The 17,478-nt window shown below is 51.9% G+C and carries 12 protein-coding genes and 4 pseudogenes; 6 read left to right on the top strand and 10 right to left on the bottom strand.

Features of this window, described 5'->3' with window-relative positions:
- Positions 1–12: 12 nt before the first annotated feature.
- From proQ to AACL06_RS07665, 4 genes and pseudogenes are all read right to left on the bottom strand, one after another.
- On the bottom strand, positions 13–699 hold the full coding sequence (proQ, locus tag AACL06_RS07680) for an RNA chaperone ProQ (protein ID WP_339036676.1): 687 nt from the start codon (positions 697–699) through the stop codon (positions 13–15).
- 95 nt (positions 700–794) lie between these two features.
- Positions 795–1,157, bottom strand: a pseudogene (locus tag AACL06_RS07675) (GAF domain-containing protein); the annotation flags it as partial.
- Between the two features lie 56 nt (positions 1,158–1,213).
- A pseudogene (locus tag AACL06_RS07670) lies at positions 1,214–2,116 on the bottom strand (IS5 family transposase).
- Positions 2,049–2,210: a hypothetical protein gene (locus AACL06_RS07665; protein ID WP_339036674.1), complete on the bottom strand. Its 162-nt coding sequence runs from the start codon at positions 2,208–2,210 to the stop codon at positions 2,049–2,051. The pseudogene AACL06_RS07670 and the gene AACL06_RS07665 overlap by 68 nt, the downstream one beginning before the upstream one ends.
- A gap of 94 nt (positions 2,211–2,304) precedes the next feature.
- On the opposite strand from AACL06_RS07665, the gene polA reads away from it, so the two are divergent.
- On the top strand, positions 2,305–5,106 hold the full coding sequence (gene polA, locus AACL06_RS07660; protein ID WP_339036672.1) for a DNA polymerase I: 2,802 nt from the start codon (positions 2,305–2,307) through the stop codon (positions 5,104–5,106).
- Positions 5,107–5,391: 285 nt separating this feature from the next.
- On the opposite strand, the gene yihA is transcribed toward polA, so the two are convergent.
- A complete protein-coding gene (gene yihA, locus AACL06_RS07655) occupies positions 5,392–6,039 on the bottom strand; it encodes a ribosome biogenesis GTP-binding protein YihA/YsxC (RefSeq protein ID WP_339036670.1) in 648 nt (215 codons plus the stop codon).
- A gap of 250 nt (positions 6,040–6,289) precedes the next feature.
- Here yihA and yihI point away from each other — a divergent pair, with 250 nt between their 5' ends.
- Together yihI and hemN are read left to right on the top strand one after the other, a co-directional pair.
- Positions 6,290–6,826 carry a Der GTPase-activating protein YihI gene (gene yihI / locus AACL06_RS07650; protein WP_339036668.1) on the top strand — a complete coding sequence of 179 codons (537 nt, stop codon included), beginning with the start codon at positions 6,290–6,292 and terminating at the stop codon, positions 6,824–6,826.
- A 190-nt stretch (positions 6,827–7,016) separates the two neighbouring features.
- Positions 7,017–8,295 (top strand): annotated as a pseudogene (gene hemN / locus AACL06_RS07645) (oxygen-independent coproporphyrinogen III oxidase).
- Between the two features lie 55 nt (positions 8,296–8,350).
- Here hemN and AACL06_RS07640 read toward each other — a convergent pair.
- The 4 genes from AACL06_RS07640 to glnA all read right to left on the bottom strand — a co-directional run bounded on the left by AACL06_RS07640 (position 8,351) and on the right by glnA (position 12,637).
- A complete protein-coding gene (locus AACL06_RS07640) occupies positions 8,351–8,473 on the bottom strand; it encodes a YshB family small membrane protein (RefSeq protein WP_339036666.1) in 123 nt (40 codons plus the stop codon).
- A 112-nt stretch (positions 8,474–8,585) separates the two neighbouring features.
- Entirely contained in the window at positions 8,586–9,998 is a 1,413-nt protein-coding gene (glnG, locus tag AACL06_RS07635) for a nitrogen regulation protein NR(I) (protein WP_339036664.1), read from the bottom strand.
- A gap of 2 nt (positions 9,999–10,000) precedes the next feature.
- Positions 10,001–11,056, bottom strand: coding sequence for a nitrogen regulation protein NR(II) (gene glnL, locus AACL06_RS07630; RefSeq protein WP_339036662.1), 1,056 nt, complete (start codon positions 11,054–11,056; stop codon positions 10,001–10,003).
- Positions 11,057–11,227: 171 nt separating this feature from the next.
- The gene (gene glnA, locus AACL06_RS07625) at positions 11,228–12,637 is read right to left on the bottom strand and encodes a glutamate--ammonia ligase (RefSeq protein WP_339036660.1); all 1,410 of its coding nucleotides are present in this window, start codon (positions 12,635–12,637) and stop codon (positions 11,228–11,230) included.
- 362 nt (positions 12,638–12,999) lie between these two features.
- Between glnA and typA the strand changes: the two genes are divergently transcribed.
- From typA to AACL06_RS07610, 3 genes and pseudogenes are all read left to right on the top strand, one after another.
- Positions 13,000–14,823, top strand: coding sequence for a ribosome-dependent GTPase TypA (gene typA, locus AACL06_RS07620; protein WP_339036658.1), 1,824 nt, complete (start codon positions 13,000–13,002; stop codon positions 14,821–14,823).
- A 289-nt stretch (positions 14,824–15,112) separates the two neighbouring features.
- A pseudogene (locus AACL06_RS07615) lies at positions 15,113–15,781 on the top strand (IS5 family transposase); the annotation flags it as partial.
- Positions 15,765–15,911 carry an RNA-binding S4 domain-containing protein gene (locus tag AACL06_RS07610; RefSeq protein WP_339036656.1) on the top strand — a complete coding sequence of 49 codons (147 nt, stop codon included), beginning with the start codon at positions 15,765–15,767 and terminating at the stop codon, positions 15,909–15,911. The pseudogene AACL06_RS07615 and the gene AACL06_RS07610, both read left to right, overlap by 17 nt.
- Before the next feature lie 54 nt (positions 15,912–15,965).
- Here the strand turns inward: AACL06_RS07610 and cysS are convergent, their stop codons facing one another.
- Positions 15,966–17,351 carry a cysteine--tRNA ligase gene (gene cysS / locus AACL06_RS07605; protein WP_339036654.1) on the bottom strand — a complete coding sequence of 462 codons (1,386 nt, stop codon included), beginning with the start codon at positions 17,349–17,351 and terminating at the stop codon, positions 15,966–15,968.
- Positions 17,352–17,478 lie beyond the last annotated feature (127 nt).

Below are 17,478 nucleotides of genomic sequence, written 5' to 3'. Positions count from 1 at the left end.
TTGGCTTCCGTATCAGAACTGCAAGTGTTCTGCGCGCACAATTATCGCCAGACCGGAAGAGAGTTGCACACGCACACAGTCTTTCGCAATTTCAAGTACGGTGGCAACCATAAAGCTCTTACCTGCCCTTACTTTGATCTCTTGGCCAATGTTCAGTTTAGAGATATCCGTTACTGGCGCATAGCGTGGTTGGCTTTCCTCTTTAGATACTGCTCGAGATTGACGGTCTTGCTGTGGGCACAGCTTTCGGTTCTCTGCTGCCGTTACACCTTCACGGCGCGCAACAGGCTTTTTACCGGCTGGGCGCGGAGGGTGTGGCTCGGTACCGGCAGCATCACGCTTTTTAGCGTTTCGTTCGGCACGCTGCGCTCGAACGCGCTCTTTGGCTTCTTCAAGTTGTTGACGAGCATGATCGACATGCTGCTGTTCCAACTCGCCGCACGCATTGCCGTCCAGATCGATGCGTTGCGCGCCAACCTTGACACGATACAGATACCGCCAACTTGACGTATACATGCGCAAAGCTGCACGCAGTTGCGTTTTGCTGAGGTTCTCTTCCTTCACACGCTCGACCAAATCCTGAAAAATACCAATCTTCAGCGGACGAGCTTCACCCTCGGCACTAAAACAGAGCGGAAAACGCTCGGCAAGAAAGGCAATGACTTCTTTACTAGAGTTCAACTTGGGTTGATTTTCCATGAAACTTCCTGATTACAACGGGTTTGCCAACCAGTGCAGGCATGAACAGGCGTCATTATAATGACGCAATCGGTAAATGCCACGCTAACCTTAGATCAACTTGCGGCCATAGTAATGTATTTCGCACTATCACACAGTTCCAACTGTGCACAAAGCCCCGCCACTACTGATTTTAGGCCCTGCTCATCCTCTTTATCGAAACGTTGATAAACTGTGCTATCGATATCAAGAACGCCAATAACCCGGCCACTAACGTCCAGCGGCAGCACGATTTCCGCATTACTGGCCGCATCGCAGGCGATAAGGCCGGGGAACGCATGAACATCACCGACCCGTTGCACGCGGTTTTCCGCTACGGCTGTACCGCACACACCTTTGCCAACCGCTATGCGCCCGCAAGCTATTTTGCCTTGAAACGGGCCGAGCACTAGCTGATTGCCATCCATCAGGTAAAAACCAAGGCGTTATTGAATAAATCGGATTTGGAATAAAGAGTCCCCTGAATGGGCATCTTTCAGGCAAGGCGTACACTTTCTGGCATACCGGCGAGCGTCATCTTGTTTAGTGCACAGATCATGGCCAGCGCCTCTGCAACTTGCCCATCATAATCTCGCAGCGACAGGTGACTAACAAATAGCTGTTTTACTCTGTACCTCGCTGTTGCCGCTATCGAACGTCGGTGGTAGCCTGTGATACTTTTCCACCGTGTGTTGTCTCCGGTAACGCGCTGGTTCACCACCGCTTGATTTCGCTCTGCATAGTCTGCCGACCAATAACGGGCTCCGCTGCTGGGCGGTATTAACGCCTTGAGCTTCTTGCCCCTTAACTTATCATCACACACTCGCGTATCCTAAGCCCGATCCGCCGAGGCGACTTTGATTTTACGGTACCTCTGACGGATGAGACCTAGGAAGGCTTCGGTATCGGTGACATTGCTCAAGGAAAGGTCAGCACAGATGACCTCATGTGTTTCTGTATCTACAGAAAAATGCAGTTTTCGCCAGATACGCCGTTTTTCCTGACCGTGTTTTTTTACCTTCCACTCGCCTTCACCCAACACGTTGAGCCCGTTAGAGTCGATAACGAGGTGCGCAATTTCACCCGGCGTTGGGGTTTTAAACGGGACATGGCCGGACTTCGCCCGCTTACTGATGCAGGTGTCGTCCGGGCAGTTCAACGGCACTTTAATCAGTGTGACAATGGAGTCGACGAAGCCCTGGAGGGCGCGAAGTGTCAGGCCGAAAATCCGTTTCAGCATCAATACGCTGGTGATTGCCATATCGGAATAATGTGGTGGGCGACCACGCAGAGAAGGTTTTGCCTCGCAGTACCAGGCGTGAAGTGCCGTTTCATCCACCGAGAAAGTGAGTAAACCCCGAGTGATAAGGGCGTTGTTGTAAGCCTTCCAGTTGGTGATGTTGAACTTTTGCTGGGCCACGGAATGTCGCTATGTTGACAGAAGGAGAGTGATCGGATCCTCGTCCCGGCCAAATGTTCGATTTATTCAACAACGCCCATTTTCATCTGTAATGCATACTAAAGTTCGTCTCTGGTGGCCAGCTATGGCATGCTTATCACTATGTCTGATCACTATAAAGAAACACCATGGCCCAGATAGTAGAAAACCCATTCATCCTGGTTGATGGTTCCTCCTACCTTTACCGTGCTTATCACGCTTTCCCACCGCTGACCAACTCGGCAGGCGAGCCGACTGGAGCAATTTATGGCGTGTTGAATATGCTGCGCAGCCTGCTGCTACAGTACCAGCCCAGCCATGTTGCAGTGGTATTTGATGCTAAAGGAAAAACCTTTCGCGATGAACTGTTCACCGAGTACAAATCGCATCGCCCACCGATGCCGGACGATCTGCGAACGCAAATCGAACCGCTGCATAAAATGGTCAAGGCTATGGGGCTGCCGCTATTAGTTACACCAGGTGTTGAGGCGGACGACGTTATCGGCACGTTGGCGCTGGAGGCTGAAATGGCTGGCCATCCAGTGCTGATCAGTACTGGGGATAAAGACATGGCTCAATTGGTCACGCCGAACGTCACTCTGATCAACACCATGAACAACACCGTCCTCGGGCCGCAAGAAGTGTGCTACAAATACGGCATTCCACCTGAGTTGATTATCGACTTCCTGGCGCTGATGGGTGATGCTTCAGATAACATCCCTGGCGTGCCAGGGGTTGGTGAGAAAACCGCACAGGCGCTGTTACAGGGTCTTGGCGGGTTGGATGTGCTGTATGATAACTTAGGCAGCATCGCTACGCTCAGCTTCCGTGGTGCGAAGACCATGGCGGTCAAACTGGAGCAGAACAAAGAGATAGCTTACCTTTCCTACAAACTGGCGACCATCAAAACCAACGTTGAACTGGAGGTTTCCTACTCCGACCTTAAAATGTCTGCGCCGGATATTGACGTGTTGCAGCAGCTATTCAAACGGTATAAATTCAAACGTTGGCTTGCGGATGTAGAAACCGGTGCCTGGCTAGAAAACAAAAAAGGGTCAGCAGTCAAAACCGCTGGTGTGGCGAAGTCGGCAAGTGCAGTGGCAGAAAAACCTAAGGCTGCGGCGGAAGCCATGCTACCGCAGGATGGCTACGTCGCTATTGTGGACGAAGACACTTTCGTTGACTGGCTGCAACGGTTGAAAAAGGCTAACGTGTTCGCCTTTGATACCGAAACCGACGGATTGGATACGCTGAGCGCCAACCTTATTGGCTTGTCGTTTGCCATAGCACCGGGTGAAGCCGCCTACCTGCCGGTGGCACATGACTATCTGTATGCACCAGCACAGTTGGATCGTGCCTCTGTGCTGGAAAGGCTTAAGCTGCTATTGGAAGACGAAAAAGTGTTGAAAGTCGGGCAGAATCTGAAGTTCGACATGGGCGTGCTGGCGCGCTACGGTATTAACCTGCGCGGCATCGCCTACGACACCATGCTGGAATCCTACGTGCTGGACAGCGTTGGCGGTCGTCACGATATGGACAACTTGGCCGATCGTTACCTGGGTCATAAGACCATCACCTTTGAAGAGATCGTCGGCAAGGGTAAAAATCAGTTGACGTTCAACCACATTGCCTTGGCGCAGGCGGCACTCTATGCTGCGGAAGATGCCGACGTTACGCTGCGGTTACATCTGGCGATGTGGCCGCAACTGAAGCAAAGTGCCGAATTGCTGAGGGTGTTCAATGAGATTGACATGCCACTGGTACCGGTGTTGTCACATATCGAACGCACTGGGGTACTGATCGATCCGGCTATTTTGTCGGTTCATTCTCAGGAACTGACCAAGCAGCTGGGCGAGTTGGAGATTCAGGCGCACGAATTGGCGGGAGAACCGTTTAATCCAGCATCGCACAAGCAACTACAGGCTATTCTGTACGAAAAGCAAAAGTTGCCGGTGCTAAAGAAAACCCCAGGCGGTGCGCTATCAACTAATGAGGGAGTTCTGGCCGAGTTGGCGCCGGATTACCCATTGCCGAAGGTGATCCTAGAGTATCGTGGCCTGGCAAAGCTGAAAAACACCTATACCGACAAGTTGCCGCTGATGATAAACCCGGTCAGCGGCAGAGTACATACCTCTTACCATCAGGCGGTAACGGCCACCGGGCGTCTATCTTCCAGCGATCCGAACCTACAAAACATTCCGGGGCGCAACGATGAAGGTCGGCGTATTCGCCAGGCGTTTATAGCCCCTGAGGGTTATCGCATCGTCGCTGCGGACTATTCGCAAATCGAACTGCGTATTATGGCTCATTTGTCGCAAGATGCAGGATTGCTGAAAGCCTTTGCCGAGAGTAAAGATATTCACCGCGCCACAGCAGCCGAAGTGTTTGGCGTGCCGTTGGACAAAGTATCCAGCGAACAGCGCCGCAGTGCCAAGGCGATTAACTTTGGGCTGATTTACGGCATGAGCGCCTTTGGCCTGGCACGCCAGTTGGGGGTTCCGCGTGGCGAAGCCCAGCGCTATATGGATCGCTACTTTGAACATTATCCGGGTGTACTGGACTATATAGAACGCACCCGCATGCAGGCCGCTGAACAGGGCTATGTTACTACCCTGGATGGCCGTCGGCTATATCTGCCGGATGCCCGTTCCAGCAACGGCATGCGCCGCAAAGCGGCCGAGCGTGCGGCGATCAACGCCCCGATGCAGGGTACGGCCGCAGATATTATCAAGCGTGCAATGATTGAGGTTGATGCCTGGATACAGGAACAAGAACAGCCGCTGGTACGTATGATTATGCAGGTGCACGATGAGTTAGTATTTGAAGTGCATGAATCAGTGATTGACGCATCCAGCCAGCGCATCCGTGAGTTGATGGAAGGCAGCATCGCGCTGGCGGTACCGCTGAAGGTGTATGTGGGCGTGGGTGCCAACTGGGATGAGGCTCACTGACTAATCTTCGCTGTTCTTCAGCAATAGGTTGTGTCAATGAACGACAAAAATTATTTTCCCTGCTAAAAAGTGATGCGGAATTACCGCCGTAGGGTGTAGAGGTAATATATTCTATTTTTTAAAATTTTTACTTTACGCAATCAGGTTTTGGCTGAATATCAACCGCCCCAGTCAGCATTAATGGGAGGGCGTTTTTTGTTGTAAAAACAGTACCAGGCCCTTTGCTCACCCGAATCACTTAGGATTAGATCCATCAGGATGCTCTCAGTTACCGCCTTTAAGGTATTAATTGTTGGTGTCTTCTTCTTTCGGCAGTACTTCCGGCGGGATCTCATTGAACCAGATATTCAGTTTTTGGCTCAATTTGTCAACGCCGATTTTTTTCGTTGCAGAGAAGGCTTCAACTTGAATGTCACCCATAAACGGTAGCACGGCCTCTCGCACTATATTAAGCTGGGCTTTACGTGCGCCAGAGGCCAGCTTATCAGCCTTGGTTAGCAGCACCAATACCGGCGTGCTGAAATCGACTGCCCATTGGATCATCTGCTGGTCAAGATCTTTTAGCGGATGACGGATATCCATCAGCACCACTAGCCCTTTCAGGCAATTGCGCATTTGTAGGTATTCACCTAGCGCACGTTGCCATTTGCGTTTCATTTCTTCCGGCAATTCAGCATAGCCATAACCCGGTAAGTCTACCAAGCGATGACCCTCTTCGACTTCGAACAGGTTGATCAGTTGGGTGCGCCCCGGCGTTTTACTGGTACGTGCCAGGCTTTTCTGGTTCGTCAGGGTATTTAACGCGCTGGATTTACCGGCGTTGGAGCGGCCAGCAAACGCGACTTCAATACCTTCATTCCCCGGCAGATGGCGAATATCGGGCGCACTAGTCACGAAATGGGTCATATGATAGTTGTAATTCTTGCTGGTCAAAGTCTTTCGTCTCCGTGGGGATGGCTAATAGGTTGGCGATTATAACTATATCAGCGGTAAAATGATGCGTTTCTTTGTTTTTAAGCAACGGGTAAGTAGGGTGTCACAGTGTTGTGCATAGCATGAATATCCTTCTCAACAAGGTACGAAAAAGTCAGGCAGCTTTACCTGCTGCCTTTTTTCTTTATCTGCTTTCTGCTAGATTCCGCTGCCATTCTATACTGAATCTACCTACCTAAGAGCATACGCCATGAATCAGCCATCAAAAACACCTCGCATCCCCCGCAACAGCGCGGCGAAGCCAAAAACAAAAAAGAAAAGCCGTGTAGAGCTTGATCAGGAAGCCCGTGAGCGCAAATGTTTGAAAAAAAACCGTGGTCATGCCGCCGGATCCCGCACTCAAGCCAGCAACCAGAAAAACAAAGCGGCGGCAGAAGCCAAAGATCCGCGTATCGGCAGTAAAGTGCCAGTGGCGCTGGTGGTGGAAACCAAAGCTAAAGCCAAGCTACAGCCTAAACCCAAGGCTGAGGTCAAACCACGTCTATCACCGGAAGAAGAATTGGCGAAGCTGGAAAATGACGAACGTCTGGATGCATTACTGGATCGCCTTGACGGGAGCGACACGCTAAACGCGGAAGAGCAGGCTTACGTTGACCAGATGCTGGATCGCATCGATGTGTTGATGGATCAACTGGGCATCGACTTGGGTGATGACGATGATAAGGAAGAAAAACAGGAAGACATTCTGAAACTGCTAAAAAGCGGTAACCCCAATGACATATTTTAACGCGAGCTCCCGACCATAGCCACACTCTTGTTATGTTATCTGCTGTGGCTATTCAGTACACTATGGCGGCTGTCTTAGCGCAAAGCGCGTTTTCGTAGTGCTTCCGTGGCTAGACAGTGTAGACCATTGCCCCTCTCCGGCCCGGTAGGAAAAATATCGGAAGGAGTGAGCGAGCATGTCAGAATAGCCGATCGTCTGGGATTTGGCCCTGATCCAGAAATATAATTACTCAGTGCTGCGTTATACCTCATACCCTACGGCACTAGAGTTTAACCAGAGCTATGACCACGCGATGTTTCAACGTGCCGCTGCACGTTACCCCAAACGTCCGCTGTCGCTGTATGTACATATCCCTTTCTGCCACAAACTGTGCTATTTCTGCGGTTGCAACAAACTGGTGACGCGCCAGGCGCACAATGCTGAGGAATACCTACAGGTGTTGGTGCATGAAATCGCCCAGCAAGCACCGTTGTTTGCAGGTCGCCAAGTTGTACAGATGCACTGGGGTGGGGGTACGCCGACTTACCTGACCAAGGTGAAAATCAGTCGGCTGTTAGCACTGTTACGTCAGCACTATGATTTCCTGCCTGATGCAGAAATGTCGATTGAGATTGATCCGCGCGAGATTGAGCTGGACATGCTCGACCATTTATGCAGCGAAGGCTTTAACCGCCTGAGCATGGGCGTGAAGGATTTCAACAAACAGATGCAGCAACGGATCAACCGCGAGCAGGATAAAGAATTTATCTTCGCCCTAATCGCCCGTGCCAAAGCATTGGGTTTTCATTCCACCAATATCGATCTGATTTACGGCTTACCAAAGCAAACGCCGGAAAGCTTCGCCTTCAAATTACAGCAAGTGGTGGTGCTGAACCCGGATCGCCTTAGCGTGTTCAACTATGCACACTTGCTGAATCTGTTTGCTGCCCAGCGCACTGCAGAAACTGGATATTTTGCAGCAGAGCATTGAGGCGCTGATCCAGGTCGGATACCAGTTTATCGGCATGGATCACTTCGCACGGCCAGGTAGATTGCATCGTAATTTCTAGGGCTAGACCACCCAAGGTGACAGCGATCTGCTAGGGTTGAGGGTTTCCGCCATCAGCATGCTTGGTGACAGTTATGCGCAAAACTAGAAAGCACTAAAGAGCTACTACAGCAGTATAGAGGCGCCGGGCAATGCGCTGTGGCGTGGGCTAGCGATGACGGAAGACGATTGTTTGCGGCATGAAGTGATAAAAATGCTGATCTGCAATTTTCAGTTGGAGTATCAGCCGATAGAACGGCAAGACGACATCGATTTTTCCGCTTATTTCGCTGAGGATCTGCAACTGCTTGCGCCGTTTGAACACGATGGATTGGTAGAACGCGACCAACAGGGCATCCGTGTGACCCCTCGTAGCTGGTTGCTGATCCGCAATATCTGCACGTGTTCCGATAGATACCTGCGTCAGCAGACGCGCAACTAGCAGTTTTCTCTCGTAATCTAAAGCATGAAAAAACAGCCGTAGAGCGGCTGTTTTGTTAACTGAAGAAGTTAATTAGCGTGGCGCACTGCACCGCAGTGATCGCCACTTGCGGATTATGGCAGGCGGCAGTGCCAAGCTCCGCGCCTTGGGAAATTAATTTGATGAATGAACCCTGCATCGTTAGCCTCCTATCTACGTGTGCGGCTCAATCATACCGCGTTGGTACGCGCTGTAAAGCCTGAGTATGCTGGTTTTTTACGTATTATGGAAAGATTTTATAATCGACATGGCTAATCCATACCCAATTCTTTCAGCTTGCGGGTAAGGGTGTTTCTCCCCCAACCCAGCAGCCGTGCGGCTTCCTGCTTATGTCCCTGGGTGTGGCGTAGCGCCGTAGCGAGTAGAGTGCGCTCCAATTCTGGCAGCACTTCCGACAGCAGGTCTTGATGACCGGAATGCAGCGCGTGATCGGCCCAATGAGCTAGTAGCATTGCCCAACTACCTGGCGTGTTGTGGTTACCACTTTCCGACTTGGTAGTTTCAAACAACTCGCCTGGCAGATCCTGGAGCAGCACCTCCTGTCCGGCTGACATCACTGTCAGCCAGCGGCAGGTGTTCTCCAACTGGCGCACGTTGCCAGGCCAGTGTAGGCGAGTTAGGGCGGTTTCGGTTTCTTGATGCAGATTCTTTGAGTCTACGCCCAGTTCTTTCGCTGTGATTTGCAGAAAGTAGCGTGCTAGCTGTGGGATATCCTCACGGCGCTCACGCAGCGGCGGCAAATGTACGCGGATAACGTTCAGGCGGTGGAATAGATCCTCACGGAATTTGCCTTCCCGCACCCGCAGTTCCAGATTCTGATGGGTGGCAGCGATGATTCGCACATCGACCTTGACTGGTGCATAGCCGCCGACCCGGTAGAACTGACCGTCCGCCAGTACACGTAGCAAACGCGTCTGTACATCCAGCGGCATGTCACCGATTTCATCAAGGAACAGCGTACCGCCATCAGCCTGTTCAAAGCGGCCTTGTCGGATCTGGTTGGCACCGGTGAAGGCCCCTTTCTCGTGGCCGAACAGCTCGGACTCGATCAAGTCTTTGGGAATTGCGGCCATATTCAGGGCAATAAACGGTGATTTGGTGCGTGGGCTATGGCGATGTAGGGCATGAGCGACCAGTTCTTTGCCGGTGCCCGATTCGCCGTTAATCAGCACACTGATCGACGAGCGCGAAAGGCGACCGATGATACGAAATACGTCCTGCATCGCAGGCGCTTCGCCGATGATGTCCGCCGCAGGATCGTTGGTCGATTGGTTGCGCGTTGGCTGCTGCTGTTCCTGATAATGGCTGATAGCACGTTCAACCAACGCTACTGCTTCGTCGATATCGAAGGGCTTGGGCAGGTAATCGAAAGCACCTTGCTGATAGGCGCTGACGGCAGCATCTAGATCTGAATGCGCGGTCATTATGATGACCGGAAGCATCGGGTGACGCTGTTTTATCTGCCTGAGCAGCGATAAACCGTCTATCCCCGGCATACGGATATCGGACAGCAACACGTCAGGCGTTTGTTTTGCCAAATCTTCCAGCACGTCATCGCCGTTGCAGAAGCTGGTGCAGTTCACACCTGCACCAGCGAGCGAGCGCTCAAGCACCCAGCGGATGGAGCTATCGTCATCGATGATCCAGACTGTCCCTCGTTGCATAGCTACCTCGACTTATGAATAGGCAGGTAGACCGAGAATTCGGTATGACCAGGCCAACTGTTAAATTCAATTTTTCCGCAATGTTGATCGATAAGATTACGGGCGATGGATAATCCCAGACCGGTACCGCCTTCACGGCCACTGACCATCGGGTAGAATAGGGTATCCTGCAACTGTGCTGGCACGCCGGGGCCGTTATCTCCAATATCGATGCGTGCCGCCAGCCGGTGGCGAGTGCCATGTAGGGATACCTGGAACGCGGTGCGGGTACGCAGCATGATGATGCCGCCTGCATCACCCAGCGCCTGCAACGCATTGCGGGTGATGTTCAATAGCACCTGTTCGATTTGCTCCCGGTCGTGTGTGATGTCAGGCAGGCTTGGGTCGTAATCGCGCACCAGCTTGACGTTATACGGCTTTTCCAATGACACTAACTGGAAAACTCTCTCCACCACCTGATGGATGCTTTGGGTGATGTACAAGCTCGGTCGTTGAGGACCCAGCAGGCGGTCAACCAGGTTGCGCAGGCGATCGGCCTGTTCAATGATCACTTTAGTGTATTCGGTCAGTGCTGGATCGGGCAGCGCCTTAGCCAATAGCTGGGCTGCACCGCGCAGGCCACCGAGCGGATTTTTGATCTCATGAGCTAGACCACGCACTAGATCACGGGCGGCGATCTGCTGAGCATGTTGCAGTTGTTCCTGGCTTAGGCGGCGCTGATTGTCCATCGGTGCCATCTCGATCAAGATATGGCCCTCAGGCAATGCTTGGGCAGTCAGAGAAAGGATATGCGCGCGTCCATCGACTACCAGAGTTACTTCGTTGTCGGTGAAGCCCTGGCCAGCATGCAGGCTCTGACGCATCAGAGCAATATCCAGTGAAAAATAGCCGAGTAAATCGGGCAGCGGCTTGCCGTAAATTTTACGGAAACTTTGCGCCAGTAGCTGCTGTGCCGCTGGGTTAGCGTAGTGAACCGTAAGCTGATTATCCAACAGCAGGATACTGTTGATGAGAGAATTAAGGATCTGCCCCGCATCGGGCAGTTGGCCAGTTGCCATACAGCAGACTCCTGCACCTTTTTAGTGCGCCTTTTTTACTCCATCCGTGATGGTTGTTGTACGGAATAGTTTTGCAGAAAATACGGTGGAGAAGAGACCTATCCTAAGGTGGGCTAAAAATGTCCACGGCAACATAAAAGTGGTTGCCGGCCGCAGACGGCACGGTATAGCCTAAACGCTGTAGTACAACTCAAACTCAACCGGATGTGGTGTCATGCGAACGCGATCCATCTCTTCTTTACGTAGTTCGATATATGCATCTATCGCATCGTTGGTGAATACGCTACCACTGGTCAGGAACTCGCGGTCTTCGTTCAGTGCTGTTAGGGCTTCATCCAGAGAACCCGCTACTTTTGGGATCTCAGCCTCTTCCTCCGGCGGTAGGTCATACAGGTTTTTATCCATCGCATCGCCAGGGTGGATCTTGTTGATAATGCCGTCCAGGCCAGCCATCAGCAACGCGGCGAAGCACAGGTATGTGTTAGCCGCTGGGTCTGGGAAACGAGCTTCGATACGGCGTGCTTTTGGGCTGGCGACCACCGGGATACGGATGGAGGCGGAACGGTTCCGAGCTGAGTAAGCCAGCATCACTGGCGCTTCATAGCCTGGAACCAGACGCTTGTAAGAGTTGGTGGTCGGGTTGGCCAAGGCATTGATCGCTTTAGCGTGTTTGATGATGCCGCCGATGTAGAACAGGGCTATTTCAGATAGGCCACCGTATTTGTCGCCAGCGAACAGGTTGCTGCCATTCATGGACAACGACATGTTGCAGTGCATGCCGGAACCGTTGTCACCGAATATGGGCTTCGGCATGAAGGTTGCAGTTTTGCCAAAGGCGTGTGCCACGTTGTGTACCACGTATTTATAGATCTGAATCTCGTCGGCTTTCTTGGTCATGGTGTTGAAGCGAGTAGCCACTTCATTCTGACCTGCGGTCGCTACCTCGTGGTGGTGTGCTTCAACCACCAGACCCATTTCTTCCATGGTCAGACATATGGTAGAACGGATGTCTTGTGAAGAATCGACCGGAGGAACCGGGAAATAACCGCCTTTCACCGCCGGACGGTGGCCTTTGTTGCCGCGATCGTAAGTGGTGCCGGAGTTCCATGCGCCTTCGATATCGTCGATAGCGACATGGGAACCACGGAGGCTGCTGCCGAAACGAATGTCATCGAATAGGAAGAACTCTGGCTCTGGGCCGAACAGCACGGTGTCGGCAATACCGGAAGAACGCAGGAAGTCTTCTGCACGTTTGGAGATGGAGCGCGGATCGCGATCGTAGCCTTGCATGGTACCCGGTTCGAGAATATCGCAGCGAACAATCAAGGTGGATTCTTCGAAGAATGGATCCATTACCGCCGTGCTGGCATCGGGCATTAGCACCATGTCAGATTCGTTGATGCCCTTCCAACCGCCGATTGAGGAACCATCAAACATTTTACCTTCTTCGAAAAAGTTGGCATTCACCTCATGAGCCGGGATGGTGACATGTTGTTCCTTACCCTTGGTGTCGGTGAAACGCAAATCTACGAATTTCACTTCATGCTCATGTAGTATCGTCAAAACGTGTTCAGCGGACATACTTTTTCTCCCGGATTTATCATTGTCGTCGTCGTGACGAATCTATGGAACTGGCTTTATTCCTTATTGAAAAGGGTAAAGCGAAAACTGTGCCAACTTTTCATCAATGCTTTTCCGATTTGCTGTGCAGGTTTTGCACCCTCCCATCCTGGACGATCACCCTGCAAAGCACTGCCATGGTGCAATTTGAGTCAAATATAGCACCATTATGGTGCGGGTGTGCGTCGATGGTGCTTTTGCCCCGCGAAAGGGCTTGCAAACTGACCGCTACGCCATTGTTTATAAGAAGGGAGTGATCTTGTTCAGTCCCTCGCTTAAGACGTGTACAATAGCGCGCTATTTCTAATGCCAGAGGCAAAGCTGTGATCGAAAATTTGCGTAATATTGCCATTATTGCCCACGTTGACCATGGTAAAACCACCTTGGTTGATAAGCTGCTACAACAATCTGGTACTTTCGGAGAGCGTGTAGAAGCCACCGAACGCGTAATGGACTCCAACGATTTGGAGAAAGAGCGTGGGATTACCATCCTCGCAAAAAACACCGCCATTAATTGGAAGGACTACCGCATCAACATCGTGGATACCCCAGGACACGCCGACTTCGGCGGTGAGGTAGAGCGAGTGATGTCAATGGTTGACTCGGTACTACTGGTTGTGGATGCAATGGATGGCCCTATGCCACAAACCCGCTTTGTGACGAAAAAGGCCTTTGCCAACGGCCTGAAACCGATCGTGGTCATCAACAAGGTTGACCGTACTGGCGCGCGTCCTGACTGGGTTGTTGATCAGGTGTTCGACTTGTTTGTTAACCTTGATGCGACCGACGAGCAGCTCGATTTCCCAATCATCTATGCATCCGCTCTGATGGGTATCGCTGGTACTGATCATAACGACATGGCGGAAGACATGACCCCGCTATATCAGGCTATTGTTGATCATGTATCGGCACCGCAGATTGAGCTGGAAGCACCATTCCAGATGCAAATCTCTCAACTGGACTATAACAACTACCTAGGCGTGATCGGCATTGGCCGCATCAAGCGCGGTAAAGTGAAGCCAAACCAGCAGGTCACTATCATTGATAGTGAAGGCAAAACTCGCAACGGTAAAGTGGGCAAAGTGCTAGGTCACATGGGTCTAGAGCGTATTGAGTCTACTTTAGCTGACGCGGGCGACATCATTGCCATCACCGGTCTGAGCGAGCTGAACATCTCCGACACCATCTGTGATATTGCCGCAGTGGAAGCACTGCCAGCATTGTCTGTGGATGAACCGACCGTAAGCATGTTCTTCAACGTCAATACTTCGCCGTTCTGCGGCAAAGAAGGCAAGTTCGTGACATCACGCAAAATCCTTGAGCGTTTGAACCAGGAATTGGTGCACAATGTGGCACTACGCGTTGAAGAAACTGAAGACGCTGATGCGTTCCGCGTATCCGGCCGTGGTGAGCTGCACCTGTCTATTCTGATTGAAAACATGCGTCGTGAAGGTTTCGAACTGGCGGTTTCCCGTCCGAAAGTCATCTTCCGTGAAATCGATGGTCGCAAGCAAGAGCCTTTCGAAAACGTCACGCTGGATATCGAAGAGCAGCAGCAGGGTTCTGTAATGCAGGCGATGGGTGAGCGTAAAGCGGACTTGAAAAACATGGACCTAGACGGCAAAGGCCGTGTGCGTCTCGACTACGTGATCCCAAGCCGTGGTTTGATTGGTTTCCGTAACGAATTCATGACCATGACATCCGGTACCGGTTTGCTGTACTCCACATTTAGCCACTACGACGATGTGCGTCCAGGTGATGTAGGGCAGCGCCAGAACGGCGTACTGATCTCTAATGGTCAAGGTAAAGCGGTAGCGTTCGCGCTGTATAGTCTGCAAGATCGCGGTAAACTATTCCTGGGCCACGGTGCTGAAGTGTATGAAGGCCAGATCATCGGTATTCACTCACGCTCCAACGACTTGACCGTCAACTGCCTGACGGGTAAGAAGCTGACCAACATGCGTGCTTCCGGCACTGACGAAGCGACAACTTTAGTTCCGGCCATCAAAATGACCCTGGAGCAAGCTCTGGAGTTTATCGATGATGATGAACTGGTAGAAGTGACGCCAACCTCGATCCGTATCCGTAAGCGTCATCTGACGGAAAACGATCGAAAGCGTGCCAGCCGTGGCTCTAAAGACGCTTAATCGCTGAATTAGCTATGCTCAGGGCGCGAGAATCGCGCCCTGATTTTTTCCTCCGCAATCCCCCATTTGTACGGCGTTTCTCTCCGCCCCCTATTTAGTCTTTTCTTTTCTCTACAGTGAAATTTTATCGGCTGATGAGGAGAGGATTATTCCGTATCTATTATGGTTATATAAAGATCTTAAGCCTGTGCTGGGTGTATGGAGCCATTATGAGCGGCTCGCCACTCTCGCTGAACATTCTGATACCGGAAGAATACCGTCTGATAAATAATCAAGCCGAGATCTCAAAAGTAAGCGGGCGAAGTCCGTCAATGTCCCGTTTAAAACCCCAACGCTGGGTGAAATTGCGCACCTCGTTATCGATTCTAGCGGGCTCAACGTGTTGGGTGAAGGGGAGTGGAAGGTAAAAAAACACGGTCAGGAAAAACGGCGGATCTGGCGAAAACTGCATTTGGCCGTAGATACAGAAACACATGAGGTCATCTGTGCTGACCTTTCCTTGAGCAATGTCACCGATACCGAAGCCTTCCCAGGTCTCATCCGTCAGAGGTACCGTAAAATCAAAGTCGCCTCGGCGGATCGGGCTTAGGATACGCGAGTGTGTGATGATGAATTAAGGGGCAAGAAGCTCAAGGCGTTAATACCGCCCAGCAGCGGAGCCCGTTATTGGTCGGCAGACTATGCAGAGCGAAATCAAGCGGTGGCGAACCAGCGCCTTACCGGAGACAACACACGGTGGAAAAGTATCACAAGCTACCACCGACGTTCGATAGCGGCAACAGCGAGGTACAGAGTAAAATAGCTATTTGGTGGTCACCTGTCGCTGCGAGATTATGATGGGCAAGTTGCAGAGGCGCTGGCCATGATCTGTGCATTAAACAAGATGACGCTCGCCGGTATGCCGAAATATGCCAATTCAGGGGACTCTTTAGTTTTAGGGATTGTGCGAAAGCGGTAGTGCAGACAAAGCAGTTATTGCCGTAGGGCGGGTGAAAGTGGGTGGTCAGGTCGAGACCCGCAAGCGCTGCAAAATCGTCGCCGACCAAGTGGTGGAATTTAATGGCGGTAGAGTTGTGGTCAAACCCTAATCTCTGCCCAGAGAAAAAGGCGCTAATATCAGCGCTTTTTCGTGTCAAGCCGCATTACTTGCGACGCCAGGTGGTCCCTTGTGGGCCGTCCTCCAGCACGATGTTCATCTCGTTTAGTCGATCACGAGCGGCATCCGCCAGCGCCCAGCTTTTGGTTTCGCGCGCCTCATTACGCTGTTTAATCAGCGCTTCGATTTCCGCTTCTTCACCGCCGTTAACCTGCGCACCGTTTTGCAGGAACTGTTCGGGCTGTTGCTGCAACAGCCCGAGCACCTTCGCCAGCTTGCGTAGCGTCGCCGCCATGCTGTTAGCCGCCACACTGTCCTCGTTCTTCAGGCGGTTGACTTCACGCGCCAGCTCAAACAGCACTGAGTAGGCTTCCGGGGTGTTGAAGTCGTCGTCCATCGCCTGGCGAAAGCGAGCTTCGAACGCGTCTCCCCCCGTTGGCTGAGCATCAGCATCGGCACCACGCAGCGAGGTATATAACCTCTCCAGCGCAGTGCACGCCTGCTTCATGTTCTCTTCGCTATAGTTCAGTTGGCTGCGATAGTGGCCAGACATCAGGAAGTAACGTACCGTCTCAGCATCGTAGTGGCCTAGCACATCGCGGATGGTGAAAAAGTTATCCAGTGATTTGGACATCTTCTCTTTATCAATCATCACCATGCCGGAGTGCATCCAGTAGTTGACGTAGCGGCCATCGTGTGAGCAACTTGACTGGGCGATCTCATTCTCGTGGTGCGGAAACATCAGATCCGAACCGCCGCCGTGGATATCAAAGTGGGGGCCGAGCTGCTTGCAGTTCATGGCGGAGCATTCAATGTGCCAACCAGGGCGGCCTGCCCCCCATGGTGATTGCCAGCTAGGCCCACCCGGTTTGGACATCTTCCACAGCACAAAGTCCATCGGATTGCGCTTCACATCGTCAATCTCAACGCGCGCTCCCGCTTGCAATTGTTCCAAAGCCTGGTGCGACAGCAAACCGTATTGTGGATCGCTGTCTATGGAGAACATCACATCGCCATTGCTGGCCACATAGGCGTGATTACGATCGATCAGACGCTGGGTGATCGCGATGATTTCAGCGATATGCTGGGTGGCGCGTGGTTCTTGATCCGGGCGCTCAATCAACAATGAATCGAAGTCGGCATGCATCTCCGCCAGCATGCGCTCGGTCAGTTGATCGCAGGTTTCAGCGTTTTCCGCCGAGCGGCGGATAATTTTATCGTCGATATCGGTAACATTGCGCACATAGTTAAGCGAATAGCCGAGATAACGCAGGTAACGCGCCACCACATCAAAAGCAACAAAGGTACGGCCATGGCCGATATGACACAGGTCATAGAGGGTTACCCCGCACACGTACATGCCAACTTTTCCAGCATCAATGGGTTTGAATTCTTCTTTTTGACGACTCAGGGTATTAAAAATCTTTAGCATCGGGACATTCCGTGATGTGCTTGATAACAAAAAAGGGTAACCAGGGTCAGGAGGCTAACCCAGTAGCATATTGAAACCTGAAGCCTGCTCTAATGCAAGATCATGCATGTTGTCCCTACCTACTCCA

The sequence above is a fragment of the Serratia symbiotica (Periphyllus acericola) genome, from assembly GCF_964019515.1.
Taxonomy (GTDB): Bacteria; Pseudomonadota; Gammaproteobacteria; order Enterobacterales; family Enterobacteriaceae; genus Serratia; species Serratia symbiotica_D.
The sequence above is the reverse complement of the archived record's forward strand: the minus strand, read 5'-3'. Positions and strand labels throughout refer to the sequence as shown.

What these genes read in the sequence shown, in the direction of transcription:
- AACL06_RS07640 (WP_339036666.1), bottom strand. Translation starts at nt 8,473, where the DNA reads ATGCAGGGTTCATTCATCAAATTAATTTCCCAAGGCGCGGAGCTTGGC.
- yihI (WP_339036668.1), top strand. Translation starts at nt 6,290, where the DNA reads ATGAATCAGCCATCAAAAACACCTCGCATCCCCCGCAACAGCGCGGCG.
- glnG (WP_339036664.1), bottom strand. Translation starts at nt 9,998, where the DNA reads ATGCAACGAGGGACAGTCTGGATCATCGATGACGATAGCTCCATCCGC.
- proQ (WP_339036676.1), bottom strand. Translation starts at nt 699, where the DNA reads ATGGAAAATCAACCCAAGTTGAACTCTAGTAAAGAAGTCATTGCCTTT.
- glnA (WP_339036660.1), bottom strand. Translation starts at nt 12,637, where the DNA reads ATGTCCGCTGAACACGTTTTGACGATACTACATGAGCATGAAGTGAAA.
- polA (WP_339036672.1), top strand. Translation starts at nt 2,305, where the DNA reads ATGGCCCAGATAGTAGAAAACCCATTCATCCTGGTTGATGGTTCCTCC.
- cysS (WP_339036654.1), bottom strand. Translation starts at nt 17,351, where the DNA reads ATGCTAAAGATTTTTAATACCCTGAGTCGTCAAAAAGAAGAATTCAAA.
- glnL (WP_339036662.1), bottom strand. Translation starts at nt 11,056, where the DNA reads ATGGCAACTGGCCAACTGCCCGATGCGGGGCAGATCCTTAATTCTCTC.